This is a genomic window from Massilia alkalitolerans DSM 17462 (genome assembly GCF_000427785.1).
Classification (GTDB): Bacteria; Pseudomonadota; Gammaproteobacteria; order Burkholderiales; family Burkholderiaceae_D; genus Telluria; species Telluria alkalitolerans.
Genome location: NZ_ATYR01000025.1, coordinates 19,270 through 43,203, shown reverse-complemented (window position 1 = coordinate 43,203; position 23,934 = coordinate 19,270). Strand labels below are relative to the sequence as shown.

Genomic DNA, 23,934 nt, shown 5'->3' with positions numbered 1-23,934 from the left:
AGCGCTTCCGACTTCCCCCGGCTCCGTATCTGCAACATCGCGCTACGCCGCCGCCCAAGCCTCCGCTCCTGCGTTTCCATTTGCAGGCTGCGCGCTTCCCTCTCTCCACCCTGGCCCCCGGTCTGGCCAGCATCAGCACCAACGCCGCCGCACTTTGCTGGTCGGCGCGACCGACGTTTCATCGACCCGTGCGCCGCGCGGGTCGTCAACAGCATAAGGAGCTAGCATGGCAAAAGAAGAACTGATCGAAATGAACGGACTGGTGTCCGAAATCCTGCCCGAAATGCGTTTCCGCGTTGAGCTCGACAACGGCCACAAGCTGATCGCGTACACCTCGGGCCGCATGAAGAAGAACCACATCCGCATCCTGGCGGGCGACCGTGTCACGCTGGAAATGTCGCCGTATGACCTGAACAAGGCACGGATCACTTTCCGCCACATCGAAAACCGTGGTCCTTCGGGTCCGCGTCCGGCGCCGCGCCGCCGCTGATCCCGCTCAAGCCTGTGCAACGCAGGCGTGCGCTTCCCGGGGACGGGAAGCGCGCATACTTCGCTTCCGTAGCTGACCACGGGAGCACGCAATGGATGGATTCCTGCTTTTCCTGGCCGATGGACTGAGCGGGGCATCGCCCCTTGCCATCGTCGCCTATACCCTGCTGGCCACGCACGTCACCATCGTGGCCGTCACCGTCTACCTGCACCGCCACCAGGCGCACCGCGCCCTGTCCCTGCATCCCCTGATTGCCCATTTCTTTCGCTTCTGGCTGTGGCTCACCACCGGCATGGTCACGCGCGAACGCGGAGGCGGACAGCTGCGCGCAGATGTGCTCGTTTGCGGTTGAATTACGTGGCTACTCGTAGGGTGGTCGGCGAAGCCGACCACCCTACGGTTCTGCGGCCATCCGGTTCAACGGTGCTGGCAACAAACATGATCGGCCTTACAATGTTTCTATCTAAAAAACAGGCACCCGACGACCCATGGCCCATATCCATCCTGCCGGCTGGCGCGAGATGTCCGTCACCGGTTCCGCCGCGCGTGAAATCGAAACCCTGACGCTCCTCGAGAAGCGCCTCTCGGATACGCCCTACGAGATCTACCACGGCGTCCACTGGACCAACGTCGAGCACGGCTTCTCGGCCTACGGTGACATCGACTTCATCATCGTCGCGCCGAACGGCAGGCTGCTGCTGATCGAGCAGATCGCCGGCTTCCTGAACGAGAGCAAGGATGGCCTGGTCAAGAACTACCAGGGCAAGCCGCGCAAGATCCGCCACCAGATCCTGCACACCATCGAAGGCTTCGCCAAGCGCTACCAGGGCGAGCTGTCGATCGACTACCTGCTGTACTGCCCCGACTACATCGTGAAGGACCCGCAGCAGGCCGGCATCGACCCCAGCCACATCATCGACGCCACCACCAAGGGCCGCCTGGGCGCGAAGATCAAGGAAATCCTGCCGATCACCGCGCGCACCGAAGACTTCGACCGGGTTACCCGCTACCTCGGCGACACCCTGAGCCTGCGCCCGGACCCGAGCTCGATGATCGGCTGCGCCACCAGCATGGTCACGCGCCTGTCGGGCGGCCTGGCCACCTGGGCGCGCCGGCTCGAATTCTCTCCGTTCCGCCTGCGCGTGGTGGGCACCGCCGGCAGCGGCAAGACCCAGCTGGCGCTGGCCGAATACACCGCCGCCATCGACGCCGGCCTGCGCCCGCTCTACGTCTGCTTCAACCGCCCGCTGGCCGACCACATCGAGCGCCTGGTGCCCGCGGGCGGGCGGGTCGCCAACTTCCATGAGCTGTGCGACGCCTGGCTGCGCGCCCAGGGCAAGACGCCGGACTACGGCGCGCCCACCGTCTGGGCCGAGATCGAGGGCGCACTGGTGGAAGCGGACCTGCCCGAGACCTGGCAGTACGACGTCGTCATCGTCGACGAGGGCCAGGATTTTTCCAGTACCTGGCGCGACATCGTGCTGCGCATGCTCAGGGAGGGCGGCCGCGCCATCTGGCTGGAAGACCCGGACCAGAACCTGTACGGCAAGGAGATGGTGCCGCTGCCCGGCTGGGTGGTGCTGCACTCGAACACCAACTACCGCAGTCCGCGCGAAGTGGTGCAGATGCTCGGCTCGATCGGCGCCGTCAGCCAGCCGGTGGAGGCGGGCAGCCCGTTCAAGGGCGCCGACATCGAGGAGCTCACCTACCCGGAGGGCGACGTGGAGGCCATGCTGTCGCAGACCCGGCGCGCCGTGACCCTGTGCCTGGCCGCGGGCTTCGGGCGCCAGGACATCGCGATCTGCTCCTTCCGCGGCAGGGAAAAATCGGCCATCCTCAAGCTCGATAAACTGAGCGATGCGCACACGCTGCGCTCCTTCACCGGCGCCTACGACCTGTTCGGCAACCCGGTGTTCCGCGAGGGCGGACTGCTGGCGGAATCGGTGTACCGCTTCAAGGGCCAGTCGGCGCCGGCGCTGATCTTCACCGAGATCGACTTCGAGGAGATGGACGAACTCACGCTGAGAAAACTGTTCGTCGGCATGACGCGTGCGCGCCTGAAGCTGGTGCTGGTGATGAGCGAGCGTGCTTCGGTGCAGTTCCTTGATCGCATGAGCGGGGGCACGCAGGACGCTTGATTCATGCGGACGACATGAACATTCGTCCCGTCGCAGCAACCGTCCCGTGCTAGCATTTTGCCCATCGAATCCTGGAGAAGACGATGAAGCGACCGGCGGTGGCAAAGACTGCGCGCATGCGCGTGAAGGTACTGGGAGCGTCGGCACTGGTGCTCCTGCTGGCCGCCTGCGGCGACCATCCGCCCAAGGACGACGATGACGACGATCAGCCGCCCGCGCAGGCCGCCATCAGCATCGTTGCCGGCAGCGCCACGGAATCCGGCAGCACCAACGCCACCGGCGAGGCCGCGCGCTTCAACGGCCCCACCGGCATCGCCATCGACGCCGCCGGCAACCTGTACGTGGCCGACACCGGCAACGACGCCATCCGCAAGATCACGCCGGCGGGCGCCGTCAGCACCTTGGCCGGCGCGCCGGGTACCAGCCAGTACGTCGACGGCCCCGGCGACCGCGCGCGCTTCGTCCAGCCGCTGGCGCTGGCGATCAACAGCAGCGGCACCCTATTCGTCACGGACGAGATGCGCATCCGCAGTGTGAGCAGCGCGGGCCAGGTGGCTACGGTGGCAACTATCCCGGTCGGCAGCAACGTCACCGCAGGCAGCTTACCGGTGCTGGTCCCGAAAGGGATCGCGGCCGACGCGCGCGACCACATCCTGGTGACGAACGGCGTTAGCACGCGCCGCATCGTGGCCGGGGCGACGGGCATGCTGGAAGGTGTCGAGGTGGCCCAGGACCTGATCGGCACCCGCACCGCCGAAGCGCGCGGCGTGGCGGTCGACAGCAACAACAATGTCTACGTGTTCGACCTGCAGCGCCGGATCAGCCGCAGCTTCAATCCCTTGACCGTCAACGCCAACGTGTTGACCCCGCTGGCGGGCGCACCGAACGGTCGCGGCGCGGTCAACGGCAGCGGCACGGCGGCAACCTTCGAGGAAGTGGTGGCGCTGACGGTCGACCCGCAGGGCAATGTCTACGCATCCGACGCGGTGAACAACCTGGTGCGCAAGATCACGCCGGAGGGCGTCGTGACGACGCTCGCCGGCACCACACGCAAGGACACGCTGCAGCCGGGGAACCTGCCGGGCAGCCTGGCGCCGATCCGGGGCATCACCAACGACGGCAAGGGCAACCTGTACCTGACCTCGGGCCACGCAGTGATCAAGATCAGGCTGCCGTAAGCAGCAGCGCCGCGGCGGTGGCTTTAGTGGCCGATCGCCGCGGTAGCGACGCCCTGCGCCACGCTGTTCTTGCTGGTGGTGGTGGTAAGCGCGAACAGCGGCTTGCGCGGCGACTTGTCCGTGCTCCATTCATAGGCGACGGTGCTCTTGACGCCGTCCGGCCCCTTTTCCGAGGTATTGCGCTTGCGCTCGCTGCGGAAAGGCTCGGGGGCCTTGCCCACCGTCTTTTCGAACATCGCCTGGACCGTCGCGGCCGGCACTGTCTTGGCGTACAGCGCGCACAGGTTCTTGTCCGAATGGACGACCATGATGAACTGGCCGTGCTGGCTCGGCACCGACCAGGCATTGCCCTTGGCGCCCTGCAGGAACACGGCCGCGGCCTCGGCGGGGAGCTGGGGGAAGCTCGAGAGCTGCTTGCGCAGGCCGTCGAAGTCGTGCAGGTACTTCAGGCAGTGCATCGAATAGATATTCATGAAGGCCGCGGCCTGCTGTTCAGGCGCGGCGATGGCGATTGTGGAAACCAAAGTCCCTCCGAGGATGATGGCGGCTTGGCGAAGAAGTCGCATTTTGGTCGTGCTCCGGCTGATATCTGATACGTCTTACTATAGCAACTCAGCCCTGAAATCCCGGGTTGCCTCAGGCAAACGTACGCGAGGGAGGAAGGCATGGCACGAACCGCCACCAAGCAGGATGTCCCGCTGGAGAAGATCCGCCGCTACCTAGAACCGGGGCCGATCGTGCTCGTCAGCTCGAGCTGGGAAGGGCGGCGCAACATCATGACCATGGGGTGGCACACCGCGATGGAGTTCTCGCCCTCGCTGGTGGGCTGCGTGATCGCATCGAGCAACCACAGCTTCGAGCTGGTGCGGCAAAGCCGAGAGTGTGTGATCAATCTGCCGACCACGGCGCTGCTGGATGCGGTAGTGGGCGTTGGCACCACGTCTGGCCTTGAGGTCGACAAGTTGGAGCGCTTCGGCTTGACGCCAGAGGCGGTGGAGGGCGTCGCAGCGCCGGCCATCCGCGAATGCTACGCCCACTTCGCCTGCCGGCTGCATGACGACAGCCTGGTGGACAAGTACAACTTCTTCATCTGGGAAGTGATCGCGGCGCGGGCGGCGCGTACGCCCAGGCATCCCGAGACCGTGCACTACACCGGCGAGGGCGTGTTCATGGTGGCGGGGAAGGTGGTCAGCCGGAGGTCGATGGCACTACTTGCAAAAGAGCCGAATTGACTTCCGAATGCATTGGCTCTGCGGCGGCATGGCCATGAGGCTCGGGAACCTCGAGAATCAAGCGTGGAATCCGTTCGTATAGCATGATCTTGAATTCGTCCCGGTCTATCGAATGATGACAGCGGCGGTGGCAGTTTGGACAAAGGGCAGCAGCGTTTGTCGTCCTATCCGAACCGTGACTCGACAATGGCATGACGTGATGGACTTCGAGATATGGCAAGCCATCGGTTCCGATAAACGGAGCTGGGCTGCCGCAAGCTTCGCAGCTGCCGTTAGCGGCTTGTAGAACCCATGCCTTGACTGCGGGATCGCGCACGAATGTCGTGACGGTCGATGTACTCACGCCAGGAGCTATCGATCCACGTGGAATGGCACCCAAGTGTCGCTGTCGTAATTCGGAAACACGCGCCTCAAGCGAATTGCCATCGGCCGTCGGCACGTATGGCTCCAGCGATTCGACGCCGTAGGCACTCAGCAAGGCGCTCATCTTTTCTTTGACATCCGAGCCGATGTTACGAGCTGGCTTATAGCCGGCGATATAGGGCATTTTCAGCTCGTATAACGCGGCAGAGATGTTCTGCATTCGGAACTCGACGGAGCCTTCAGTGCGGGCAGCTAATGCACCGGCACGCAGATCACGATTCACCGCAGCCTTGTTGTAGGCAATCCCACTGAGCTCCTTGTGAAGCATGCCCAGGTATGCCTTGATGGCAGCTCCTAGCTCAGCATCGCTCCATGGAGTCGTGTCTTTTGATTGGGATGGCACGTGGACTTGAAACTGGTCGGATCATTGATCCCCATAGTCTAAATCTTGTTCAATATCTCATCAACAATATTACAGTTGCGTTCTGGCGTCATTGCGTTGGCAAACCTGGGTCAAAATTTTGCCGAATGAAAATTCCTTTCGTTTGATCAATATTCGTTGGTAGCATCACGGGATGAACGCATCCCCTTCCTATGGAGTTACGCCTCCACGCATCCGTCGCCGCCAGACCATCGCACTGGTCCTGCTGGTCGTTACTGGCGTCATTAACTACCTCGACCGCGCAACGCTTGCCGTCGCCAACGAGTTCATCCGCGCCGACCTCGGTCTCTCGCTTGGCCAGATGGGTTTACTGCTGTCGGCCTTCTCCTGGAGCTACGCACTGTGCCAGCTGCCGGTCGGCGCCCTGATCGACAAGATCGGGCCGCGTTGGTTGCTCGGCGCAGGCTTGGTACTGTGGTCACTGGCACAAGCCGCAGGCGGCCTTGTCTCGACCTTCGGCTGGTTCGTGCTTGCCCGCGTCGTGCTCGGTATCGGCGAGGCGCCACAATTCCCGGCGGCTGCGCGGGTTGTGAGCAATTGGTTTCCGATCAAGGCACGTGGGACGCCGACAGGCATCTACAACTCGGCGTCCCCGTTGGGTTTTGCGCTCGCACCGCTGTGCCTGTCGCCCCTGATTGCCGCCACCAGCTGGCACTGGGCATTCTTTGTCACCGGCGCGCTCGGCATCGTGGCGGCAGTTGTCTGGGTGATGCTGTATCGCGACCCGGTGCGCGAGCAGATGTCCGCGGAGGAGCTAGCGTATCTCGATGAAGGCCAAACGGTGGAAGAGGCGCCGAAAGCAGGCTTCGCCTCCTGGCTCGCCCTGTTCCGGCACCGCGCGACCTGGGGCATGCTGCTCGGCTTCTTCGGATCGGTCTATCTCAACTGGGTCTACCTGACCTGGCTGCCGGGCTACCTGCGTGCAGAGCGCAACATGGACGTCGCCTATGTCGGTGTGGCGGCAACGATTCCCTTCCTTTGCGGCTTCGCCGGCGCCTTGACGGCCGGCTGGGCGTCTGACCAGATCACACGGCGCGCATCATCGGTCCTGGCGGGGCGTCGTACGGCGGTGGTGATCGCCATGTTGGGCATGGTAGCGTTCACGATCCCGGCCGCTCTGGTCGAGAGCAATACCCTGGCCATTGCCTGCATCTCGGTGGTCATCTTCCTGGCCAATGCTGCATCGGCCTGTTCCTGGTCGCTGGTCACGGTCGTGGCGCCGCGCAGCCGTATCGCCTCGCTCGGCGCGATCCAGAATTTTGGCGGGTTCATCGGGAGTGCATTGGCGCCGATCTTTACCGGTTACATGGCGCAGGCCTGGTCCTTCGTGCCAGCCTTGCTGGCCGGCGCCGGCATTGCCTTCGTCAGCGCCATGTTGTACCAGTTCCTGGTTGTGCGACCAATTCCAGAGCAAGAGTCAAACCCGGGAGCGTAGAGATGCGTCTAACGATGAAGCTCGAACTTGCCATACTTTGTTTGGGTCTCGGTTCACCAATCGCAGCAGAAGTCCGGCTTCCTGCCGATGTCGCCAAGTATGTGGAACAGCGTGAAGGCTGCGACCACTTCCGCGGCGAGATCCCCGACCCGCCAGACGAGCAGCGCATGAAGGAAGTCGAGCGCGAAATCCGCAAGCTCTGCACGGGCACTGACAGGAAGCTCCAGCAGTTGAAGCGCAAGTACGCCAAGAACCAGGCGGTCCTGAAGCGCCTGAACGAGTTCGAGGAACAAATCGAGTAGTCACCGTCACCAATAGACGCCGGAATAAAAACGGCCTCGTACAAGTACGAGGCCGTTTTAGCTTGGAGCACAGAACGCTTAGACGTCGATATTTCCCGCCTGCAGCGCATTCGACTCGATGAAGTTACGACGCGGCTCGACTTCATCCCCCATCAGCGTGGTAAAGATCTGGTCCGCCGCAATCGCATCCTCGATCTGCACCTTCAGCAGGCGGCGCACGGTCGGATCCATCGTCGTTTCCCACAGCTGCTCCGGATTCATCTCGCCCAGACCCTTGTAACGCTGTTTCGAAACACCGCGTTCCGCTTCCTCGCGCAGCCAGATCATCGCTTCGTGGAAGCCGCGCACCGCGAACTCCTTCATCTTCTCGCCTTCGCCGCGGCGGATGATGGCGCCTTCGCCGATCAGGCCCTGGAAGGTGGCGGCGGCGTTGGCCAGCACGGCGTAGTCGTTGCTCTGCACGAAGTCGGCGTCGATCGAGGTGACGTTCACGTTACCGTGGCGCATGCGCTCGATGCGCAGCGCGTGCTTCTCGGACAGCTCGTCCGAACGCACGATCACCTTCACGGCCGGATCCTTGATCGCCGCTTCCATCGCCTTGGCCGAGGCTTCCGCCTTCTCCAGCGTGCTCATGTCCAGCGTGACGCCGGCCGTGATCGCGGTCAGCGCGGCGCGGTCGATCACACGGGTCAGGCGCATCATGATGGCGTTCGACAGGTTGTACTGGCGCACCAGTTCGCCCAGGGCTTCACCGCTGATCGGCTCGGCGCCTTCGCGCGGGATCAGCGAAGCGGCATTCAGCGCGAACGTCATCATGTAGCTCGCTTCCTCGACGTCGTCCTTCAGGTAGCGCTCGTCGCGGCCGGCCTTTACCTTGTACAGCGGCGGCTGGGCGATGTAGATGTGGCCGCGCTCCACCAGCTGCGGCATCTGGCGATAGAACAGCGTCAGCAGCAGGGTGCGGATGTGGGCGCCGTCGACGTCCGCGTCGGTCATGATGATGATGCGGTGGTAGCGCAGCTTGTCGACGTTGAATTCGTCCGGGCCGATCGAGGTGCCCAGGGTCGCGATCAGGGTGGTGATCTGCTCCGACGACAGCATCTTTTCGAAGCGCGCCTTTTCCACGTTCAGCACCTTGCCGCGCAGCGGCAGGATGGCCTGGAACTTGCGGTCGCGGCCCTGCTTGGCGGAGCCGCCTGCCGAGTCACCCTCGACGATGTACAGCTCGGCCAGCGCCGGGTCGCGTTCCTGGCAGTCGGCCAGTTTGGACGATAAGCCCAGCCCGTCCATCACGCCCTTGCGGCGGGTCAGGTCGCGCGCCTTGCGCGCCGCTTCGCGCGCGCGCGCCGCTTCCACGATCTTGCCGCAAATGATCTTGGCGTCATTCGGCTTCTCCATCAGGAAGTCGGTCAGCGTCTTGGCCACGATCTCTTCCACCGGGCCGCGCACTTCCGACGACACCAGCTTGTCCTTGGTCTGCGACGAGAACTTCGGCTCCGGCACCTTCACCGACAGCACGCAGGTCAGGCCTTCGCGCATGTCGTCGCCCGAGATCTCCACCTTCGCCTTCTTGGCGAATTCGTTCTCGTCGATGTACTTGTTGATCACGCGGGTCATCGCCGCGCGCAGGCCGGTCAGGTGGGTGCCGCCGTCGCGTTGCGGGATGTTGTTGGTGAAGCACAGCACCTGCTCGTTGTAAGCGTCGTTCCACTGCATCGACACGTCCACCGAGATGTTGGTGCCCTGGTCGGACAGGCGCTCGCCGGTGGCCTGGAACACGGTCGGGTGCAGGACGGTCTTGGCCTTGTTGATGTACTCCACGAAGCCGCGGGTGCCGCCTTCAAAAGCGAACACTTCTTCCTTGCCGCTGCGCTGGTCGGAGAGCTTGATGTTGACGCCGTTGTTCAGGAACGAGAGCTCGCGGATGCGCTTGCTCAGGATCTCGTAATGGAACTCGACGGTGGTGAAGATTTCCTCGTCGGCCCAGAAGTGCACTTCGGTGCCGCGCTTGTCGGTGTCGCCCAGGACCTTCATCGGCGAGACTTCGACGCCGTCGACGACTTCGATGAGGCGGTCGATCGGGACGCCGCGCGAGAATTCCAGCTGGTGGATCTTGCCTTTCTGGCGCACGGTCACGCGCAGCAGCTTCGACAGCGCGTTCACGCACGAGACGCCGACGCCGTGCAGGCCGCCGGAGACCTTGTACGAGTTCTGGTTGAACTTGCCGCCGGCGTGCAGTTCGGTCAGGGCGATCTCGGTCGCCGAGCGCTTCGGCTCGTGCTTGTCGTCCATCTTGACGCCGGTCGGGATGCCGCGGCCGTTGTCGGTGATCGAGATCGAGTTGTCGGAGTGGATTGTGACGTGGATCTCGGTGCAGTAGCCGGCCAGGGCTTCGTCGATCGAGTTGTCGAGCACCTCGAACACCAGGTGGTGCAGGCCGGTGCCGTCCGAGGTGTCGCCAATGTACATGCCCGGGCGCTTGCGCACCGCTTCCAGGCCTTCCAGGATCTGGATCGAGGACGCGCCGTATTCGTCCGCCTTGGCGGCGGGAGTCATTTCTGGTTGGGTATTCTCGGACATGGACTGCTTTCTATAAAACGGGTGATTCAAGGCTGCATTCTTTTAAGAGCTGCAGCTTGAATCGTCATCCCGGCGCAGGCCGGGATCCAAGTTCGCCAGTGTTCACGCAAACTTGGGTTCCGGCCTGCGCCGGAACGACGGGTTAAGGCTACTTCCTTAATCGCGGGCCAACGATTTGCTGACTGATCAAATCCGCATCGGCATGACGACATACTTGAAGTCGCCATTCTCGGGAATCGAGATCAGCGCCGACGAGTTCGAATCGCCCAGCGCGATGTTCACCTGGTCGCACTTCAGGTTGTTCAGCACGTCGAGCAGGTAGGTCACGTTGAAACCGATGTCGATGGTGTCGCCGCCGTAGTCGATCTCGAGTTCTTCCACCGCCTCTTCCTGGTCGGCGTTGGTCGAGCTGATCTTCATGACGCCCGGCTCGATGATGCAGCGCACGCCTTTGAACTTGTCGCTGGTCATGATCGCGGCGCGCTGCAGCGAACGCAGCAGCTCATCGCGGCCGATCGTGAACTCGTTCTTGTAGCCCTTCGGGATCACGCGGGTGTAGTCAGGGAACTTGCCCTCAACCAGCTTCGAGACCAGCTCGATGTCGGCGAAGGTCAGCTTCACCTGCGAGGCGGCGATATCCAGGCGCACCTCTTCATCGCTTTCTTCCAGCAGGCGCTGCAGTTCGATGATGGTCTTGCGCGGGATGATCACTTCCTGGCGCTCGAAAGCCTGCTCGGTGGCCACCTGGCAGAAGGCCAGGCGGTGGCCGTCGGTCGCCACGGCGATGATGTTGTTCCCGTCCAGCACCAGCAGCAGGCCGTTCAGGTAGTAGCGGATGTCCTGCTGGGCCATCGCGAAGTGCACCATGTTGAACAGGTGCTTCAGCGTCTTCTGCGGCAGGGTGACGCTGGCGTTGTAGCTGTCGGCCACCGACACGGTCGGGAATTCTTCCGCGGCCAGGGTCTGCAGGGCGAAGCGCGACTTGCCGCTCTGGACGGCCAGGCGCTTGTTTTGCAGGGTCATGGTGACGTCGCCCGACTCCGGCAGCGCGCGCAGGATGTCCAGCAGCTTGCGCGCCGCCACCGTGGTGCCGGTCACGTCGTCGCCCGAACCGATGTTGGCAAGCGTGGTGATCTGGACTTCGGTGTCGGTCGAGAGGAACGAGACGCTTTCGCCGTCCTTGCGAATGAGGATATTGGCCAGAATCGGCATAGTGTGCCGACGCTCGACAATACCGCTCACGATCTGCAGTGGCCGGAGAAGCGTGTCTCGGGTGGTTTTGACCAGTTGCATAGATATCCTCAGTTAAGTATTAATTATTTATTGCTCTAACACTATTTTGCCAATTGCCGGGAGATAACACAAACCTCTCCGAATATTGGGGCGGCGACTGTTTTTTGTAGGGTGGGCGGGTTCCCCGCCCACGCGTCCAACTATTTCTTGAACAGTCGCACCGTGTTTAATCACCTGCTGGTTGAACGCGTGGGCGGGAGACCCGCCCACCCTACATTTATCCCTTCAGCGTCTGCTCCAGCACGTGCAGCTCGTGGTTGCACTCGGCGTTCTTCTGGCGGTCCTGGGCGATCTTGCGGACCGCGTGCAGCACGGTGGTATGGTCGCGGCCGCCGAACAGCTCGCCGATCTCCGGCAGGCTCTTCTGGGTCAGTTCCTTGGCCAGGTACATGGCGATCTGGCGCGGGCGGGCGATGTTCGCCGGGCGGCGCTTGGAGTACATGTCCGCCACCTTGATGTTGAAGAAGTCCGCCACCGTCTTCTGGATGTTCTCCACCGAGATCTGGCGGTTCTGCACCGACAGCAGGTCTTTCAGGGCTTCCTTCACCACGTCGATGGTGATGTCCTTGCCGTGGAAGCGCGAGTAGGCCAGGATCTTGCGCAGCGCGCCTTCCAGCTCGCGCACGTTGGAGCGCAGGTGCTTGGCCACGAAGAACGCGACGTCGTCCGACAGGGTGACGTTCTCGGACTGCGCCTTCTTCAGCAGGATCGCCACGCGCATTTCCAGCTCGGGCGGCTCGATCGCCACCGTCAGGCCGGAGTCGAAGCGCGAGATCAGGCGGTCGTCCATGCCGGTGATCTCCTTCGGATAGGTATCCGAGGTGATGATGATCTGCTTCTTGGCGGCGATCAGCGCTTCGAACGCATAGAAGAACTCTTCCTGCGTGCGGCTCTTGCCGCCGAAGAACTGGATATCGTCGATCAGCAACATGTCGAGCGAATGGTAGTAGTGCTTGAAGTCGTCGAAGCCTTTGCGTTGATAGGCGGTGACGACGTCGCGCACGTACTGCTCGGCGTGGATGTAGCGGATGCGCGCGTTCGGGTTGTCGGCCATGACCTGGTTGCCGATCGCGTGGATCAGGTGGGTCTTACCGAGGCCCACGCCGCCGTAGAAGAACAGCGGGTTGTACGAGACGCCCGGGTTGTTGGCGACCTGGATCGCGGCGGCGCGCGCCAGCTGGTTGGCCTTACCGGTGACGAAGCTCTCAAAAGTCAGGTCGGTGTTGATGCGGCTCTGCTCGCGCTTGGGCGAGTTGGCGATGTTCACGTTGCCCTGGGACGGCTGCGCTTGCTGCTGTTCCGGCTGGCGCGGCGCGTCGAAGTTGGCCGCGCCGCCTGTCGTCGCGGCAGGACCCGCCGGCTTCCTGGCCGGGTTGTTCTTCGGGTCGAGCACGAACTGCACTTCCACCGGCGCTTCCCAGTACTGGCAGGCGAGTTCGGTGATGCGCGTGGCGAACTGGGTCTTGACCCAGTCGAGCTTGAACCGGTTCGGCGCGGCGATGCGCAGCTTGCCGTCCTCGTAATCGAGGACGACCAGCGATTTGATCCACGCACTGTATTGCTGCGGCGTCAGCTCGAGTTCCAGCTGCGCGGAACAGGTCTGCCAAAAATTTTCCATACTTCGCTAATTGATACGTAACACGCTATTTTACCTGTCTCGGCCGAAGTTATCCACAGGTTGGGCCCACTATTTTCAACCGAAACCAAGGTTTACGCAGCAGTGCCGGCGCGACAGTATGTACGGGCAGCTGCTCATCAGGAAACAACAGCGTTCTTGACAGCTGGACTGGAAATCGAGTCTAATTCAGGGTTCCCCGTCCGTGCACCCTGTCAGGCTGATAAATCAGCATGAGGCTGCGTAGGCGAAACGAGTATCTGCTGAGGCGTGACGCTGGCTTAACCATCTGCGAACTGTCATCGGCGACGAATCCTGACACGACGTCAGACCCGATTTTGCACTTTCTTTTGCTTTAAGCGAGACCACCATGAAACGTACTTACCAACCTTCCGTCGTCCGTCGCAAGCGCACGCACGGCTTCCGCGCACGTATGGCTACCCGTGGTGGCCGTCAAGTCCTGAACGCACGCCGCGCCAAGGGCCGCAAGCGCCTGGCTGTCTAAGTTTTTTAGACCAGATCGACGCGGTCGGTGATGACAGGCGAAGGTTCGCACGACTTCGCGCGCGTTCGGCGTATCGTTAAAACGGATGAGTTTTCATCCGTTTTTCGTTTGCGCCCGGCGCAAAAATCCGCGCATTTCGTGCTCTACACCCGACCCAACGGCCTGCCGCATGCGCGGCTGGGCGTCGTTGCGGCCAAGCGTTTCGCGCCGCGCGCCGTCACCCGCAATACGATCAAGCGCGTCACGCGCGAGCTGTTCCGCACCAGCCAGCTGCAGCCCTTCGACTGCATCGTGCGTTTATCCCGGCCGGTGAACGGCAAGGACGGGCCGGCCACCACGCGCGCCCTGAAGGCCGAGCTGCGCGCCGAGCTCACCCGCCTGTTCGCCTCCCAGCGCCCGCGCCGTCCGGCGCCCTCGCCGACATCATGAAGACGCTGCTGGTCTGGTTCCTTCGCGGCTACCAGCTGCTGCTGTCCCCGTTGCTCGGGCAGAAGTGCCGTTTTTACCCGACCTGCTCCAATTACGCGATCGAAGCGCTGCGCGTGCACGGCGCCGCCCGCGGCTCGCTGCTGGCCGCGCGCCGCGTGTGCCGCTGCCATCCGTGGAATCCGGGCGGCGTCGACTTCGTCCCGCCGGCGCGCGAGGCCAAGGACCAGCAACCTCCACCAGCCGCTCGCGGTTGTAACCACTCCTGACTAGACTCCAATGGAACTCAATAAACGTACCGTCCTGTGGATCGTGTTCGCCATTTCCCTGATTGTTCTCTGGAACAACTGGATGGTGGCCAACGGTAAACAGTCGCTGTTCTCGCCGGCGCCGCCGACCGCCCAGGTTGCGCAGCAGCAAACCAAGCCGAGCGACGTGCCGGCCGCCCCGCAGCCGGGCGCCACCGCCGTGCCGGGCGGGCCGGGTGCCAGCCCGGCCGGTGTCCCGGGCGCCGCTCCGGCTGCGCCGTCGACCCAGCGCATCACCATCACCACCGACGTGGTGAAGGCCGACATCGACACCCTCGGCGGCGTCATCAAGCGCCTCGAGCTGCTGAAGTTCGCCGACGAAATCGACAAGACCAAGAACAAGGTGCTGTTCAACGTGGGCGGCAACAGCGTCTACCTGGGCCAGACCGGCCTGGTCGGCTCGACCCCGGCCGGCGTGATGCCGAACCACGCGACCCCGTTCGTGGCCCGTCCGCTCACGCGCGGCGCCGACGGCACCGTGCAGCTGGTGATGGATGCGGAGCAGGGCGGCGTGCGCCTGACCAAGACCTTCACCTTCCGCAAGGGCGACTACGTCATCGGCATCCGCCATGACGTCACCAACCTGACCGCCGCGCCGGTGCAGCCGTCGCTGTACCTGCAGCTGCAGCACGACGGCAACAAACCGGCGACCGATTCCTGGTTCATGCCGAGCTACACCGGCCCGACCCTGTACACCCAGGAAGACAAGTACCAGAAGCTGACCTTCGAAGACATCGAGAAGGGCAAGGCCGATCACGCAAGCAAGGCCAACAACGGCTGGGTCGCGATCTCGCAGCACTTCTTCGTCTCGGCCTTCATCCCGGCCGACAAGGCGCAGCGCGAGATCTTCACCAAGAAGATCGCGACCAACCTGTACGCCATCGGCACCATCCAGCCGCTGGGCACCGTGGCGCCGGGCGCGACCGTGTCGAACGACACCCGCCTGTACTCGGGCCCGCAGGACGAGCAGACCCTGGAAACCATCGCCCCTGGCCTGGAACTGGTCAAGGACTACGGCATGCTGACCATTATCGCCAAGCCGATCTTCTGGGTGATGACCCACCTGCACTCGCTGCTGGGTAACTGGGGCTGGACCATCGTCGCGCTGACCGTGCTGATCAAGCTGGCCTTCTTCCCGCTGTCGGCGGCCGGCTACCGCAGCATGGCCAAGATGCGCGTGGTGACGCCGAAGATGCAGGCGATCCGCGAGCGCTACAAGAACGACCCGCAGAAGATGCAGCAGGCCACCATGGAGCTGTACAAGACCGAGAAGATCAACCCGCTGGGCGGCTGCCTGCCGATCCTGGTGCAGATGCCGGTCTTCTTCGCCCTGTACTGGGTGCTGCAGGCATCGGTCGAGATGCGCGGCGCGCCGTGGATCCTGTGGATCGACGACCTGACCCGCCCGGACCCGTACTTCATCCTGCCGGTCATCTACGCGGTGTCGATGTACATCACCACCAAGCTGAACCCGCAGCCGACCGACCCGGTGCAGGCCAAGATGATGCTGTTCATGCCGCTGGCATTCTCGGTGGTGTTCTTCTTCTTCCCGTCGGGACTGGTGCTGTACTGGGTGGTCAACAACATCCTGTCGATCGCGCAGCAGTGGGTGATCACCAAGAAGTTCGAGACCGGCGCGGCGAAGTAAGCGGCCTGGTTTTAGTGGAAAGCCCGCGCTTGCGCGGGCTTTTTCTTTTCCGTATCCCTTACAATCCCCTCCATGAAACTCGACACCTCCCCCATCGCCGCCATCGCCACCGCCCCCGGCCGCGGCGGCATCGGCGTCGTGCGCGCCTCCGGCAAGTCGCTGCAGGCGCTGATCGACGCCCTGTTCCCCGGCGTGAAGCTCAATCCGCGCCACGCCACCTACATTCCGTTCAAGGCCGCCAACGGCGACGTGATCGACGAAGGCCTGGCCCTGTACTTCAAGGGCCCGCATTCCTATACCGGCGAAGACGTGCTCGAACTGCAGGGCCACGGCGGCCCGGTGGTGCTGCAGATGCTGCTTGCCCGCGTGCTCGAAGCCGGCGCCAGACACGGCCTGCGCCTGGCCGAGCCGGGCGAGTTCACCCGCCGCGCCTTCCTGAACGACAAGCTCGACCTCGCCCAGGCCGAGGCCGTGGCCGACCTGATCGACGCCTCCACCGAAGCCGCGGCGAAGTCCGCCTCGCAGTCGCTGTCGGGCGCTTTTTCCCAGGTGGTGCACGGGCTGGTCGACCAGACCATCAATCTGCGCATGCTGGTCGAGGCGACCCTGGACTTCCCGGAGGAAGAGATCGACTTCCTGGAAAAATCGAACGCGCGCGGCCAGCTGGCCGGCATCATCGAGGCGCTGGAAAACGTGTTCCGCCAGGCGGCGCAAGGCGCATTGCTGCGCGAAGGCCTGAACGTGGTGCTGGTGGGCCAGCCGAACGTGGGCAAGTCCTCGCTGCTGAACGCCCTGGCCGGCGCCGACGTCGCGATCGTCACCCCAATCGCCGGCACCACGCGCGACAAGGTCACCGAGACCATCCAGATCGAAGGCATCCCGCTCAACATCATCGACACCGCCGGCATCCGCACCCTCGACGACATCGACGTGGTGGAACGCATCGGCATCGAGCGCACCTGGGGAGAGGTCGGCAAGGCCGACGTGATCCTGCACCTGCTGGACGCCAACCTGGGGCCGAGCGCGGAAGACGAGAAAATCGTGGCCGCCTTCCCGGCCGGGGTGCCGGTGGTGCGCATCTGGAACAAGATCGACCTGTCCGGCCACAAGCCCTCGATGGACGTGTCGCCCGACGCCACCCACCTGTACCTGTCGGCCCACGAGAAGCTGGGGATCGACCTGCTGCGCGCCGAACTGCTGCGCATCGCCGGCTGGCAGCAGACCGGCGAGTCGCTGTACCTGGCGCGCGAACGCCACCTGATCGCGCTGCGCGCCGCCCGCGAGCACCTCGAGCTGGCGCGCCAGCACGCGATGCAGGATGACCAGTCGCTCGACCTGTTCGCCGAGGAGCTGCGCCTGGCGCAGGATCAGCTCTCCAGCATCACCGGGCAGTTCACGCCGGATGATTTGCTGGGGGTGATCTTCAGCCGCTTCTGTATCGGGAAGTAATATTTATCAAGCTGAGCTGGCTTGAACCGGTTACGCTGCTTTGTTTGGGAGCTGATAAGCCCATGTTCGGATTGATTCGCTAAATGTTCGGCAAAGTCTGGAAGAAAATCACGGGTGTGGTGAGTGACGCACTCGCTAGCGGTGCACCTCCTGGCACGGGAGGCACCGTCACTGCCGGACAAGCGAATGCCGAAGCTCCGCGAAAGCCCGTTCCTCCCGTAGTCGTCGCTCCCGCGGCGGTTCCCGTCGTGGCACCCGTGATTGACCAGCCGGCACAGGTAATCCCGGCTGCGCAGCCCCAGTCCCAGCCCCTGAGTCGTCCTGTTCCCGTCTTGAACGAGCAGGTGCTCAAGTACTGGCATGAGACCTTGATCGCGGACGATGTGTCGGGAATGGGGCGGGCCGATATCCAGATCGCGCTTCATGACCCGACATCGTTATGCTGGGGCACGTTTAACCTGGGTTTTGGCGGGCGTCAAAAGGAAGCCTTGCGCAGATTGCTGGAGCGGGCAGGGCAAGCCGGAGCAGGCGATAACCGGAAAATAGACACTCCTGTGAACTCGCCTGCGAGCGGCGCTGGCGATAACGAAGATAGCGACGACGAAGAGTCCGAGTGGGAAGATGAGCCGGCTTTCATCGATGATCGCTTACCGATGGCGCTTGTGTATCACCATACGACCAGATCGACCTCTGCTACCGTGTGGCCGGAAGATAACGGCACCGATCAAACGAAACGTTCATACTCCGCACCGCTTGACATCGTTTTTTGGTTCCCGTTCGAGGTGGACAAGGATGGGAAAGTCTCACTTCCCCGGGACCACATGGATCGCTGGCCCCGCGTGGTCCGAAAATGGCTTGACCCTCAGCCTGCGATGGAACGTAAGGATCTGCCCACGCCCATCAGTTATTTTTCTGCTTATCAGGGCGCGTTGAGCAGCTTTTTTGCTGCAACAACGCGGGGCACGCCGTTTCCCGACTATGTAACAGCCTGCTTAAAGGTATTCGATAGCCTGCGGGAAGCGGCCGTGTTGGATAAATATATTCCAGTAAAAGGCCACTGGGTCGCAGTCCCGCGTACGCTCGGATATGCAGTGAGGGCGCTGTCGGAAGTTTACAGAGCGATGCCAGAGCAACGCAAGCCAAGCGCTCTCGAACAAGTGCTTGGCGCATTGGGGCCTTCTCACCCACTCGATCCCGATCAGCCTATCAGTAGCGCTACGAGCGTGCGGCATATGGCAATGGTCGACAAGGGGGCGAAACCTGATGACCCGGACAAGGATCGAAGCGCGGATCCCTTGAATGATTCCCAGCGCCGTGCAGTGCATGCATTGATCGAGCTGGATCACCCTGGCGTCATCGCGGTCAGTGGCCCACCAGGGACAGGGAAGACGGCGATGCTGCGTGCCATGATTGCCAACCAATGGGTGAGCGCTGCATACGATGGGCGCCAGCAGTGCCCGGTGACGCTGGTGTGCGGCGCGACCAACCAGAGCGTGGAAAACGTCATGGGAACCTTCGATGGCGCCGTCGGTAATCGCCACAAGCTGTCGAAACGGTGGTTGAAGGGAACGGGGAAGGTGCGTCTAGGATTGACAGCAAGCATGCCGTCGAAGAAGAAGCAGCCTGATCACAAAAAGAGGTTCGCGATCATGGCAGTCCGCCGGAACGGCATGTTGAAGTTGGGAGGGGTAGGCACGTCATGCACATACCTAAATGCTTCACATTTGCCAGCGGCCGCGTTGCATTGGGGGCGCGAGTTTGAATACGCATTGACATCGCTTGGCAAGCAATCTGAGATCTTTACCGATGAACAGTGCGTCAAGGCGAAATCGCAGATCAAACATCTTTATTTTGTTGCGCAAGCCGTCGGCCAGTCGGATCGGCAGCAACCGTACAAGGAGATGGCTCTCAACGGAGTAACCCAAGCGGTCATCGCCCAGGCCGCCGCGGCCCTGGCCATTCTTGCATCCATCCTGCAAGAAGGCTTGCGCCGGGCAGTCGACGAGCAGGACAAGGTGCGAAGCGCGCTGCTCGCCGAACCAGAGACTGCAATGGAGAGACTGTTTCCCGAGGCCGGCGAGAGTTCGCACTGGCTGAAATCGCTGCGTCAGGAATTCGCAAGCGCCGGCAGTGCCGAACAACGTCGTACTGTCGTCGAAAAGATCCTCGACGTCGAATGCCGGCCGCTGGCGTTTCACCTCGCTGCCCGGTATTGGGAGGCGCAGTGGTTGATCGGTCTGGCGTCCCCGGAAACGAGCAGGGAGGCCGAACTAAGGCGCCTCGCCATGCTCTTCCCTTGTATGGTATCGACGCTGCACAGTGCGCCGAAACTGTTGAGCGAATCCCGTACACCCATGTTCGGGTTCGCCGATCTCCTGATCATCGATGAAGCGGGCCAGGCCGCCCCGGAACTTGGCGCGGCAGTCATGAGCCTGGCCTGCAAGGCGGTTGTGGTTGGCGACATGAAGCAGCTTGCTCCTGTGCCGTCCGTGACCGAAGAACTGGACGCACGGTATATTGCCGACCGCTGGGGCGGTGATGCCGTGCTTGAACAGTGGCGCAAGCGCGGGGCGGACGCTGCAACCGGCTCGATCATGAAGCTGGCAGCGACCGGTGCATCGCGTGCGGAGCGCGCCCTTGACGGCACGATGCGTGACGGGCTGCTGTTGAGGGAACACTATCGCTGCGCTGAATCGATCATCAACGTGTGCATCGATCTGCTTTACCACGACCATGACCGGGATGCCGACGGAGGCTTGAAGGCACGTGAGCTGATACCGATGAAGACGGACCCGGCCATCGGCTCATTGGACGACGCGGACCTGCCCATTCTGCAGGACGAGGCGGCCGAGCAGGCGCTGCGCAAGCGAATGAAGGCAAGCTATCCGCTTCCTCCGCTCGCCTTCTATCAGACTGGCGGGCCAAACGACGAACCGGTCAAGCAAGACTCATGGCTGAATCCAGGTGAAGTCCAGGCGGTCGTGCATTGGCTGAAGACGACAGGGCTGCAACTTTGCAAGTGGCTTGCGCGTGCCGATGGGCGGGTAGATAAACCCGAGGATCTTTCCAGTGTGGTCGCCATCGTCACGCCGTTCCGCGGACAGGCGAACGCGATCCGGCAGGCGGTGAAAGAGCACCTGGATGGCGACTGGGGGATAGTGGAAGGGGAAGCGTTAAGCGAGCGCATGACTATCGGTACCGTACACACCTTGCAAGGGGCGGAGAAACCGGTTGTCCTGTTCAGCGCGGTCAACAAGGAGAGTCCCGCGAGGAAGCGCACGCCGGACAACCATCGGGAGCGTGTATTCATCGATCGCGACGACGGACGGTTGCTCAATGTGGCAATCAGCCGGGCACAGAAAAGTTTTATTCTGTTCGGCCATTCGGATCTGTTTTTCTCTCCTCAGGCGCTGTCTGCCGACAATGATCTGCCGTCGGCAATCGTGGGGCGCTGCCTGGCCGGCGTGAACGAGCGCGAGCGCGAGGTGCGCACCGGTGCGCCGCGCAAGCCGGCAGTCAAACTCGGGCCGACCCGGTTGATGGTAGTGGAGTCGCCGCACAAGGCGAAGATCATCCAGTCCCTGCTACCGCACTCGGTACAGGTGTTCGGGTCCGGAGGGCATATTCGCGATTTGTCGGGCCCGGGCGCCATCCGCTTCGACGATGGGTTGCGGCCTGGCTGGCAGTTGTGCGAGCGGGATGGGCAAAGTGAGGTGGCGCAGCTGTTGCGGCGTACTGCGTCGCGGCTGCTGCAATGTGAAGAGCTGATACTTGGCACGGATAATGACGCCCAGGGAGAGGCGATCGCCTGGCACATTCTCGATGTAATCAGGACGGCGCCCTGGTTCGCGCACGTGAAACAGGTCCGCCGTGTCCGCTTTCAGGCGCTCACATCGGAAGCCCTGCAGCAGGCGTTCAACGATGCCGCGGTGGTGAGCCTGTCGGAAGGTACGCCCGGGGAACGTATGCTTCAGGCCTGTCAGGCATTGAACATGGGCGTGGCTTATGGCGCGCTCGCGACGCGCGTACTCGACAACCTGATCGGTTCGGTCTACGCGTGGCGCCGTGTTCCCGGTGGGGGACGCATCAAGGGGCCGCTGTTGCGGGTCTTGGCGGGCGAAGGGGATGCAGCCGATGCACCGGGCGGTAATTATGGGCTTCACATTGGCCTGAAGATCGGTGACAAGCTGGTTCCCGCACGGCTGATGACGAGCTGTGAGAAGGGGCCGTGGAAGGCTTGGGCCAGCTCGGATCGCGAGGACGCCGGGCGTTGTCTACAGCAGCTTGGCCAGGCCCGCCTGTCACCCGTTTCATGCCTCGTGTCCGAGGAGACCCGAAGCATGCCGAGTGACGAGCAGCTGGGCACGAACATGATATTGCGTGAGGCATACCGGCGTTTTGGAATGCTGCCGACAACAACAACGGAGGTGTTGCAAACCCTCTACGAACACAGGCCCGAAGAAGACGCCGATCGCGAAGCTGCGCTGACGCAGCCGTGTATGTCGCAAACAGCGTGGGCGTTCATCGACGACACAGGAGTGCTTCGCTTGACGGCTACAGGCCAGCAATTAGCCAGCACCTTGCTGAACGATCCGTGGCTGGAGAAAATCAGCTCGAGCGCATTCCTGAGCGAATTCGATCACGCACTGTCGCTGCTCGCCCACAAACCTGCAGCAACTGTCGGCGATTATCAATCGTTCGTGTCCGAATGGGCCGGCCGTTTCGCCGATCGCCGCGGCATCGTGGTGGAGGATCCGTCCGGTCCGATCCTTGACGAGGCGGGCGAAGCGTATCTGCTGTTTCAGGAGATGCCCGAGGTATCGCGTCCCACATGGGCTCCCACAAGCGCTCTCCCCGCCACGCATCGTGAGGTTGACAGTGACGTCGTTCAAAGTGCCGAAAGCGAGAAGGCGCCACAGTCCGATGATGCCGGCAGCGATAGCGCGGCGCGCAATGGTGCGCACGGCGCTTTGGCGCCGCTTGACGTGAGAATCGGCGCAGACAGCGAGCTGTTCGCACAGTTTTCGGAGCGCCAGCGCCAGGTCTATGCCATGATGCGCGCGCTGACCGTGGCCTCGATCGTCTCGGATGTCGAGGTGCGCTTGGCCCGCCAGGTGTTCCCACTCCAGCTGCCGGATGGCATGAACGACGCTGTCGAGCTGGGTGTCGAGGTGGTGACGCTGGACAGCGTCACGCATCGTGGATGGTCCGATGTCGATCCTGTTGGATGGGACTGCGAATCCCGGCAATGGGGGACGGCCGAGGTGGCGTCGTTGCTCGCAGCCGGTACGGCAAACCCGGAGTTGCATGTTGACCCCCACATATACACACGTTCCTTGCCGGCGCCAACCGTCGACCGTCTGCTCGGGTGGATGGAACAACGCGGTCTCGGTCGCCCTTCAACCTTCAGCACCCACGTCACCAACTTGTTGAATGACGACGCCGGCAATGCGCAGGCGGCTGGTGCAACGGGTTTGGAGGCCGAATGAGCGTTGTTTTCCAGACCATGAAGGCGGTGCGGGACGCCTTTGATGCCTGTCTTCATAACCCTGCCGACGCTGCTGCACGCAAGGATTTCGCCGCGATGCATCAGAAAAATATGGGCAGCTTCGTCGAAGCATTCGATGTCGGTGGCATCACGTATCCCCGCACCGATGGCCATCGGCTTAGCGAGACGCAGGCGCGACAGACGATCAGCGCCTTTCTCGCCGGAGGCGGAATGCCGTCGCAACTCAAGCCTGGCGTCGTGGCAATCGCCTATCCCCTGCCGGACGAAGTTCTGCGGAACGAGATTCAAGCCGTCGTACAAATCGCGCAGAAGGTCGAAGGACTAGATTGGAAGGCAGATAGCATTGCCCCAGCGGAGGCCGCGGCGCTGCGTGACCTGCTGCGAATGCCGACGACAGCCGCTACCTATGCGGAACTGAGAAAGGCAGTCCAGCAGGGTACGACAGGCGGTATAAACCCATATCGCGGCTACGATGCCGACCACCTGATTCCGGATAAAGCAATGCGTGGCATCTCCACGGTTCGCAGCGCCTCTACAACGAAAGCCGAAGGATTCGCAACGTTCTTGCAGGACGGGCAGAACAAAGGTTCTCAGCACAAGTTCGCAACGGATGCGCAGAATGCAGTACGCCAGCACTTCGAGGCACTAAAGCGTAATCCGACCGTTGGCGAATATCTCGAGCATGTACGTGTCTGGATGACGAACATCTATACCCGTGCCGATCTCGCGGTGGACAGCGTGGTCAATAACGACTCGATGCGCTCAAGGAGCGCTTTTGAATCCAGGCACGTCAAGGGCTTTGCAATCGCTCAAGCCGGTTTCATGACATGGCCTGAGCGGCAGTCGGTAGGGCGCGCAATCGCAACCGCATTGCTGATGGAGGCGCGAGACCATTACAACGCGATCGGGTGGACAATGAACAAGGAATTGCCTTTGATAAAAAGCGCTGCCCTAGTCGCGCCCGTTATCGTGCAGCCGCCACCGCAGTTGAACAATACGTAACAGCCCTACATGGATCCAG

At 62.5% G+C, this 23,934-nt stretch carries 18 protein-coding genes and 1 pseudogene; 14 read left to right on the top strand and 5 right to left on the bottom strand.

The genetic code is table 11. The annotated features are described in order from the left end of the window. Window positions 1-226: 226 nt before the first annotated feature. From infA to YWC_RS0120510, 4 genes and pseudogenes are all read left to right on the top strand, one after another. A complete protein-coding gene (gene infA / locus YWC_RS0120525; RefSeq protein WP_027867080.1) occupies window positions 227-490 on the top strand; it encodes a translation initiation factor IF-1 in 264 nt (87 codons plus the stop codon). 91 nt (window positions 491-581) lie between these two features. Then, a pseudogene (locus YWC_RS0120520) lies at window positions 582-797 on the top strand (acyl-CoA desaturase); the annotation flags it as partial. Between the two features lie 181 nt (window positions 798-978). Then, complete coding sequence (locus YWC_RS0120515) at window positions 979-2,628, top strand: ATP-binding domain-containing protein (protein ID WP_027867078.1); 1,650 nt, start codon at window positions 979-981, stop codon at window positions 2,626-2,628. Window positions 2,629-2,711: 83 nt separating this feature from the next. Continuing rightward, a complete protein-coding gene (locus tag YWC_RS0120510) occupies window positions 2,712-3,806 on the top strand; it encodes an NHL repeat-containing protein (RefSeq protein ID WP_027867077.1) in 1,095 nt (364 codons plus the stop codon). A 23-nt stretch (window positions 3,807-3,829) separates the two neighbouring features. Here YWC_RS0120510 and YWC_RS31730 read toward each other — a convergent pair whose 3' ends face one another. Further along, window positions 3,830-4,330, bottom strand: coding sequence for an NMCC_0638 family (lipo)protein (locus YWC_RS31730; RefSeq protein WP_027867076.1), 501 nt, complete (start codon window positions 4,328-4,330; stop codon window positions 3,830-3,832). Between the two features lie 141 nt (window positions 4,331-4,471). On the opposite strand from YWC_RS31730, the gene YWC_RS0120500 reads away from it, so the two are divergent. Further along, window positions 4,472-5,038: a flavin reductase family protein gene (locus YWC_RS0120500; protein ID WP_027867075.1), complete on the top strand. Its 567-nt coding sequence runs from the start codon at window positions 4,472-4,474 to the stop codon at window positions 5,036-5,038. Here YWC_RS0120500 and YWC_RS32215 read toward each other — a convergent pair. Further along, window positions 4,995-5,729, bottom strand: a complete 735-nt coding sequence (locus tag YWC_RS32215; RefSeq protein ID WP_084416506.1) for an HNH endonuclease — start codon at window positions 5,727-5,729, stop codon at window positions 4,995-4,997. The two genes, YWC_RS0120500 and YWC_RS32215, sit on opposite strands and share 44 nt — an antisense overlap. 247 nt (window positions 5,730-5,976) lie before the next feature. Here YWC_RS32215 and YWC_RS0120495 point away from each other — a divergent pair, with 247 nt between their 5' ends. Both YWC_RS0120495 and YWC_RS0120490 read left to right on the top strand, forming a co-directional pair. Next, a complete protein-coding gene (locus YWC_RS0120495) occupies window positions 5,977-7,278 on the top strand; it encodes an MFS transporter (RefSeq protein ID WP_027867074.1) in 1,302 nt (433 codons plus the stop codon). A gap of 14 nt (window positions 7,279-7,292) precedes the next feature. Further along, window positions 7,293-7,580 (top strand): hypothetical protein, encoded by a 288-nt coding sequence (locus tag YWC_RS0120490; RefSeq protein WP_156923818.1) that lies wholly within the window; start codon window positions 7,293-7,295, stop codon window positions 7,578-7,580. 78 nt (window positions 7,581-7,658) lie between these two features. On the opposite strand, the gene gyrB is transcribed toward YWC_RS0120490, so the two are convergent. The 3 genes from gyrB to dnaA all read right to left on the bottom strand — a co-directional run bounded on the left by gyrB (window position 7,659) and on the right by dnaA (window position 13,071). Then, window positions 7,659-10,160 (bottom strand): DNA topoisomerase (ATP-hydrolyzing) subunit B, encoded by a 2,502-nt coding sequence (gene gyrB, locus YWC_RS0120485; protein ID WP_027867072.1) that lies wholly within the window; start codon window positions 10,158-10,160, stop codon window positions 7,659-7,661. 186 nt (window positions 10,161-10,346) lie between these two features. Beyond that, the gene (gene dnaN, locus YWC_RS0120480; protein ID WP_027867071.1) at window positions 10,347-11,453 is read right to left on the bottom strand and encodes a DNA polymerase III subunit beta; all 1,107 of its coding nucleotides are present in this window, start codon (window positions 11,451-11,453) and stop codon (window positions 10,347-10,349) included. Window positions 11,454-11,670: 217 nt separating this feature from the next. Continuing rightward, a complete protein-coding gene (gene dnaA / locus YWC_RS30155) occupies window positions 11,671-13,071 on the bottom strand; it encodes a chromosomal replication initiator protein DnaA (RefSeq protein WP_036215220.1) in 1,401 nt (466 codons plus the stop codon). 367 nt (window positions 13,072-13,438) lie between these two features. On the opposite strand from dnaA, the gene rpmH reads away from it, so the two are divergent. The 7 genes from rpmH (at window position 13,439) to YWC_RS0120440 (ending at window position 23,915) form a co-directional block, all read left to right on the top strand. After that, the gene (gene rpmH / locus YWC_RS32210; RefSeq protein WP_040378179.1) at window positions 13,439-13,573 is read left to right on the top strand and encodes a 50S ribosomal protein L34; all 135 of its coding nucleotides are present in this window, start codon (window positions 13,439-13,441) and stop codon (window positions 13,571-13,573) included. Window positions 13,574-13,603: 30 nt separating this feature from the next. Further along, window positions 13,604-14,002: a ribonuclease P protein component gene (rnpA, locus tag YWC_RS0120465; RefSeq protein ID WP_084416504.1), complete on the top strand. Its 399-nt coding sequence runs from the start codon at window positions 13,604-13,606 to the stop codon at window positions 14,000-14,002. Continuing rightward, window positions 13,999-14,268 carry a membrane protein insertion efficiency factor YidD gene (gene yidD, locus YWC_RS0120460; protein WP_027867069.1) on the top strand — a complete coding sequence of 90 codons (270 nt, stop codon included), beginning with the start codon at window positions 13,999-14,001 and terminating at the stop codon, window positions 14,266-14,268. The genes rnpA and yidD overlap by 4 nt, the downstream gene beginning before the upstream one ends. A gap of 10 nt (window positions 14,269-14,278) precedes the next feature. After that, window positions 14,279-15,955 carry a membrane protein insertase YidC gene (yidC, locus tag YWC_RS0120455; protein WP_027867068.1) on the top strand — a complete coding sequence of 559 codons (1,677 nt, stop codon included), beginning with the start codon at window positions 14,279-14,281 and terminating at the stop codon, window positions 15,953-15,955. A gap of 72 nt (window positions 15,956-16,027) precedes the next feature. Beyond that, window positions 16,028-17,404: a tRNA uridine-5-carboxymethylaminomethyl(34) synthesis GTPase MnmE gene (mnmE, locus tag YWC_RS0120450; protein WP_027867067.1), complete on the top strand. Its 1,377-nt coding sequence runs from the start codon at window positions 16,028-16,030 to the stop codon at window positions 17,402-17,404. 83 nt (window positions 17,405-17,487) lie between these two features. Continuing rightward, window positions 17,488-22,893, top strand: a complete 5,406-nt coding sequence (locus tag YWC_RS0120445) for an AAA domain-containing protein (RefSeq protein ID WP_084416503.1) — start codon at window positions 17,488-17,490, stop codon at window positions 22,891-22,893. Beyond that, on the top strand, window positions 22,890-23,915 hold the full coding sequence (locus YWC_RS0120440) for a hypothetical protein (protein ID WP_027867065.1): 1,026 nt from the start codon (window positions 22,890-22,892) through the stop codon (window positions 23,913-23,915). The genes YWC_RS0120445 and YWC_RS0120440 overlap by 4 nt, the downstream gene beginning before the upstream one ends. Window positions 23,916-23,934 lie beyond the last annotated feature (19 nt).

What these genes read in the sequence shown, in the direction of transcription:
- infA (WP_027867080.1), top strand. Translation starts at nt 227, where the DNA reads ATGGCAAAAGAAGAACTGATCGAAATGAACGGACTGGTGTCCGAAATC.
- YWC_RS0120515 (WP_027867078.1), top strand. Translation starts at nt 979, where the DNA reads ATGGCCCATATCCATCCTGCCGGCTGGCGCGAGATGTCCGTCACCGGT.
- YWC_RS0120510 (WP_027867077.1), top strand. Translation starts at nt 2,712, where the DNA reads ATGAAGCGACCGGCGGTGGCAAAGACTGCGCGCATGCGCGTGAAGGTA.
- YWC_RS0120500 (WP_027867075.1), top strand. Translation starts at nt 4,472, where the DNA reads ATGGCACGAACCGCCACCAAGCAGGATGTCCCGCTGGAGAAGATCCGC.
- YWC_RS32215 (WP_084416506.1), bottom strand. Translation starts at nt 5,729, where the DNA reads ATGCTTCACAAGGAGCTCAGTGGGATTGCCTACAACAAGGCTGCGGTG.
- YWC_RS0120495 (WP_027867074.1), top strand. Translation starts at nt 5,977, where the DNA reads ATGAACGCATCCCCTTCCTATGGAGTTACGCCTCCACGCATCCGTCGC.
- YWC_RS0120490 (WP_156923818.1), top strand. Translation starts at nt 7,293, where the DNA reads ATGAAGCTCGAACTTGCCATACTTTGTTTGGGTCTCGGTTCACCAATC.
- gyrB (WP_027867072.1), bottom strand. Translation starts at nt 10,160, where the DNA reads ATGTCCGAGAATACCCAACCAGAAATGACTCCCGCCGCCAAGGCGGAC.
- dnaN (WP_027867071.1), bottom strand. Translation starts at nt 11,453, where the DNA reads ATGCAACTGGTCAAAACCACCCGAGACACGCTTCTCCGGCCACTGCAG.
- dnaA (WP_036215220.1), bottom strand. Translation starts at nt 13,071, where the DNA reads ATGGAAAATTTTTGGCAGACCTGTTCCGCGCAGCTGGAACTCGAGCTG.
- rpmH (WP_040378179.1), top strand. Translation starts at nt 13,439, where the DNA reads ATGAAACGTACTTACCAACCTTCCGTCGTCCGTCGCAAGCGCACGCAC.
- rnpA (WP_084416504.1), top strand. Translation starts at nt 13,604, where the DNA reads ATGACAGGCGAAGGTTCGCACGACTTCGCGCGCGTTCGGCGTATCGTT.
- yidD (WP_027867069.1), top strand. Translation starts at nt 13,999, where the DNA reads ATGAAGACGCTGCTGGTCTGGTTCCTTCGCGGCTACCAGCTGCTGCTG.
- yidC (WP_027867068.1), top strand. Translation starts at nt 14,279, where the DNA reads ATGGAACTCAATAAACGTACCGTCCTGTGGATCGTGTTCGCCATTTCC.
- mnmE (WP_027867067.1), top strand. Translation starts at nt 16,028, where the DNA reads ATGAAACTCGACACCTCCCCCATCGCCGCCATCGCCACCGCCCCCGGC.
- YWC_RS0120445 (WP_084416503.1), top strand. Translation starts at nt 17,488, where the DNA reads ATGTTCGGCAAAGTCTGGAAGAAAATCACGGGTGTGGTGAGTGACGCA.
- YWC_RS0120440 (WP_027867065.1), top strand. Translation starts at nt 22,890, where the DNA reads ATGAGCGTTGTTTTCCAGACCATGAAGGCGGTGCGGGACGCCTTTGAT.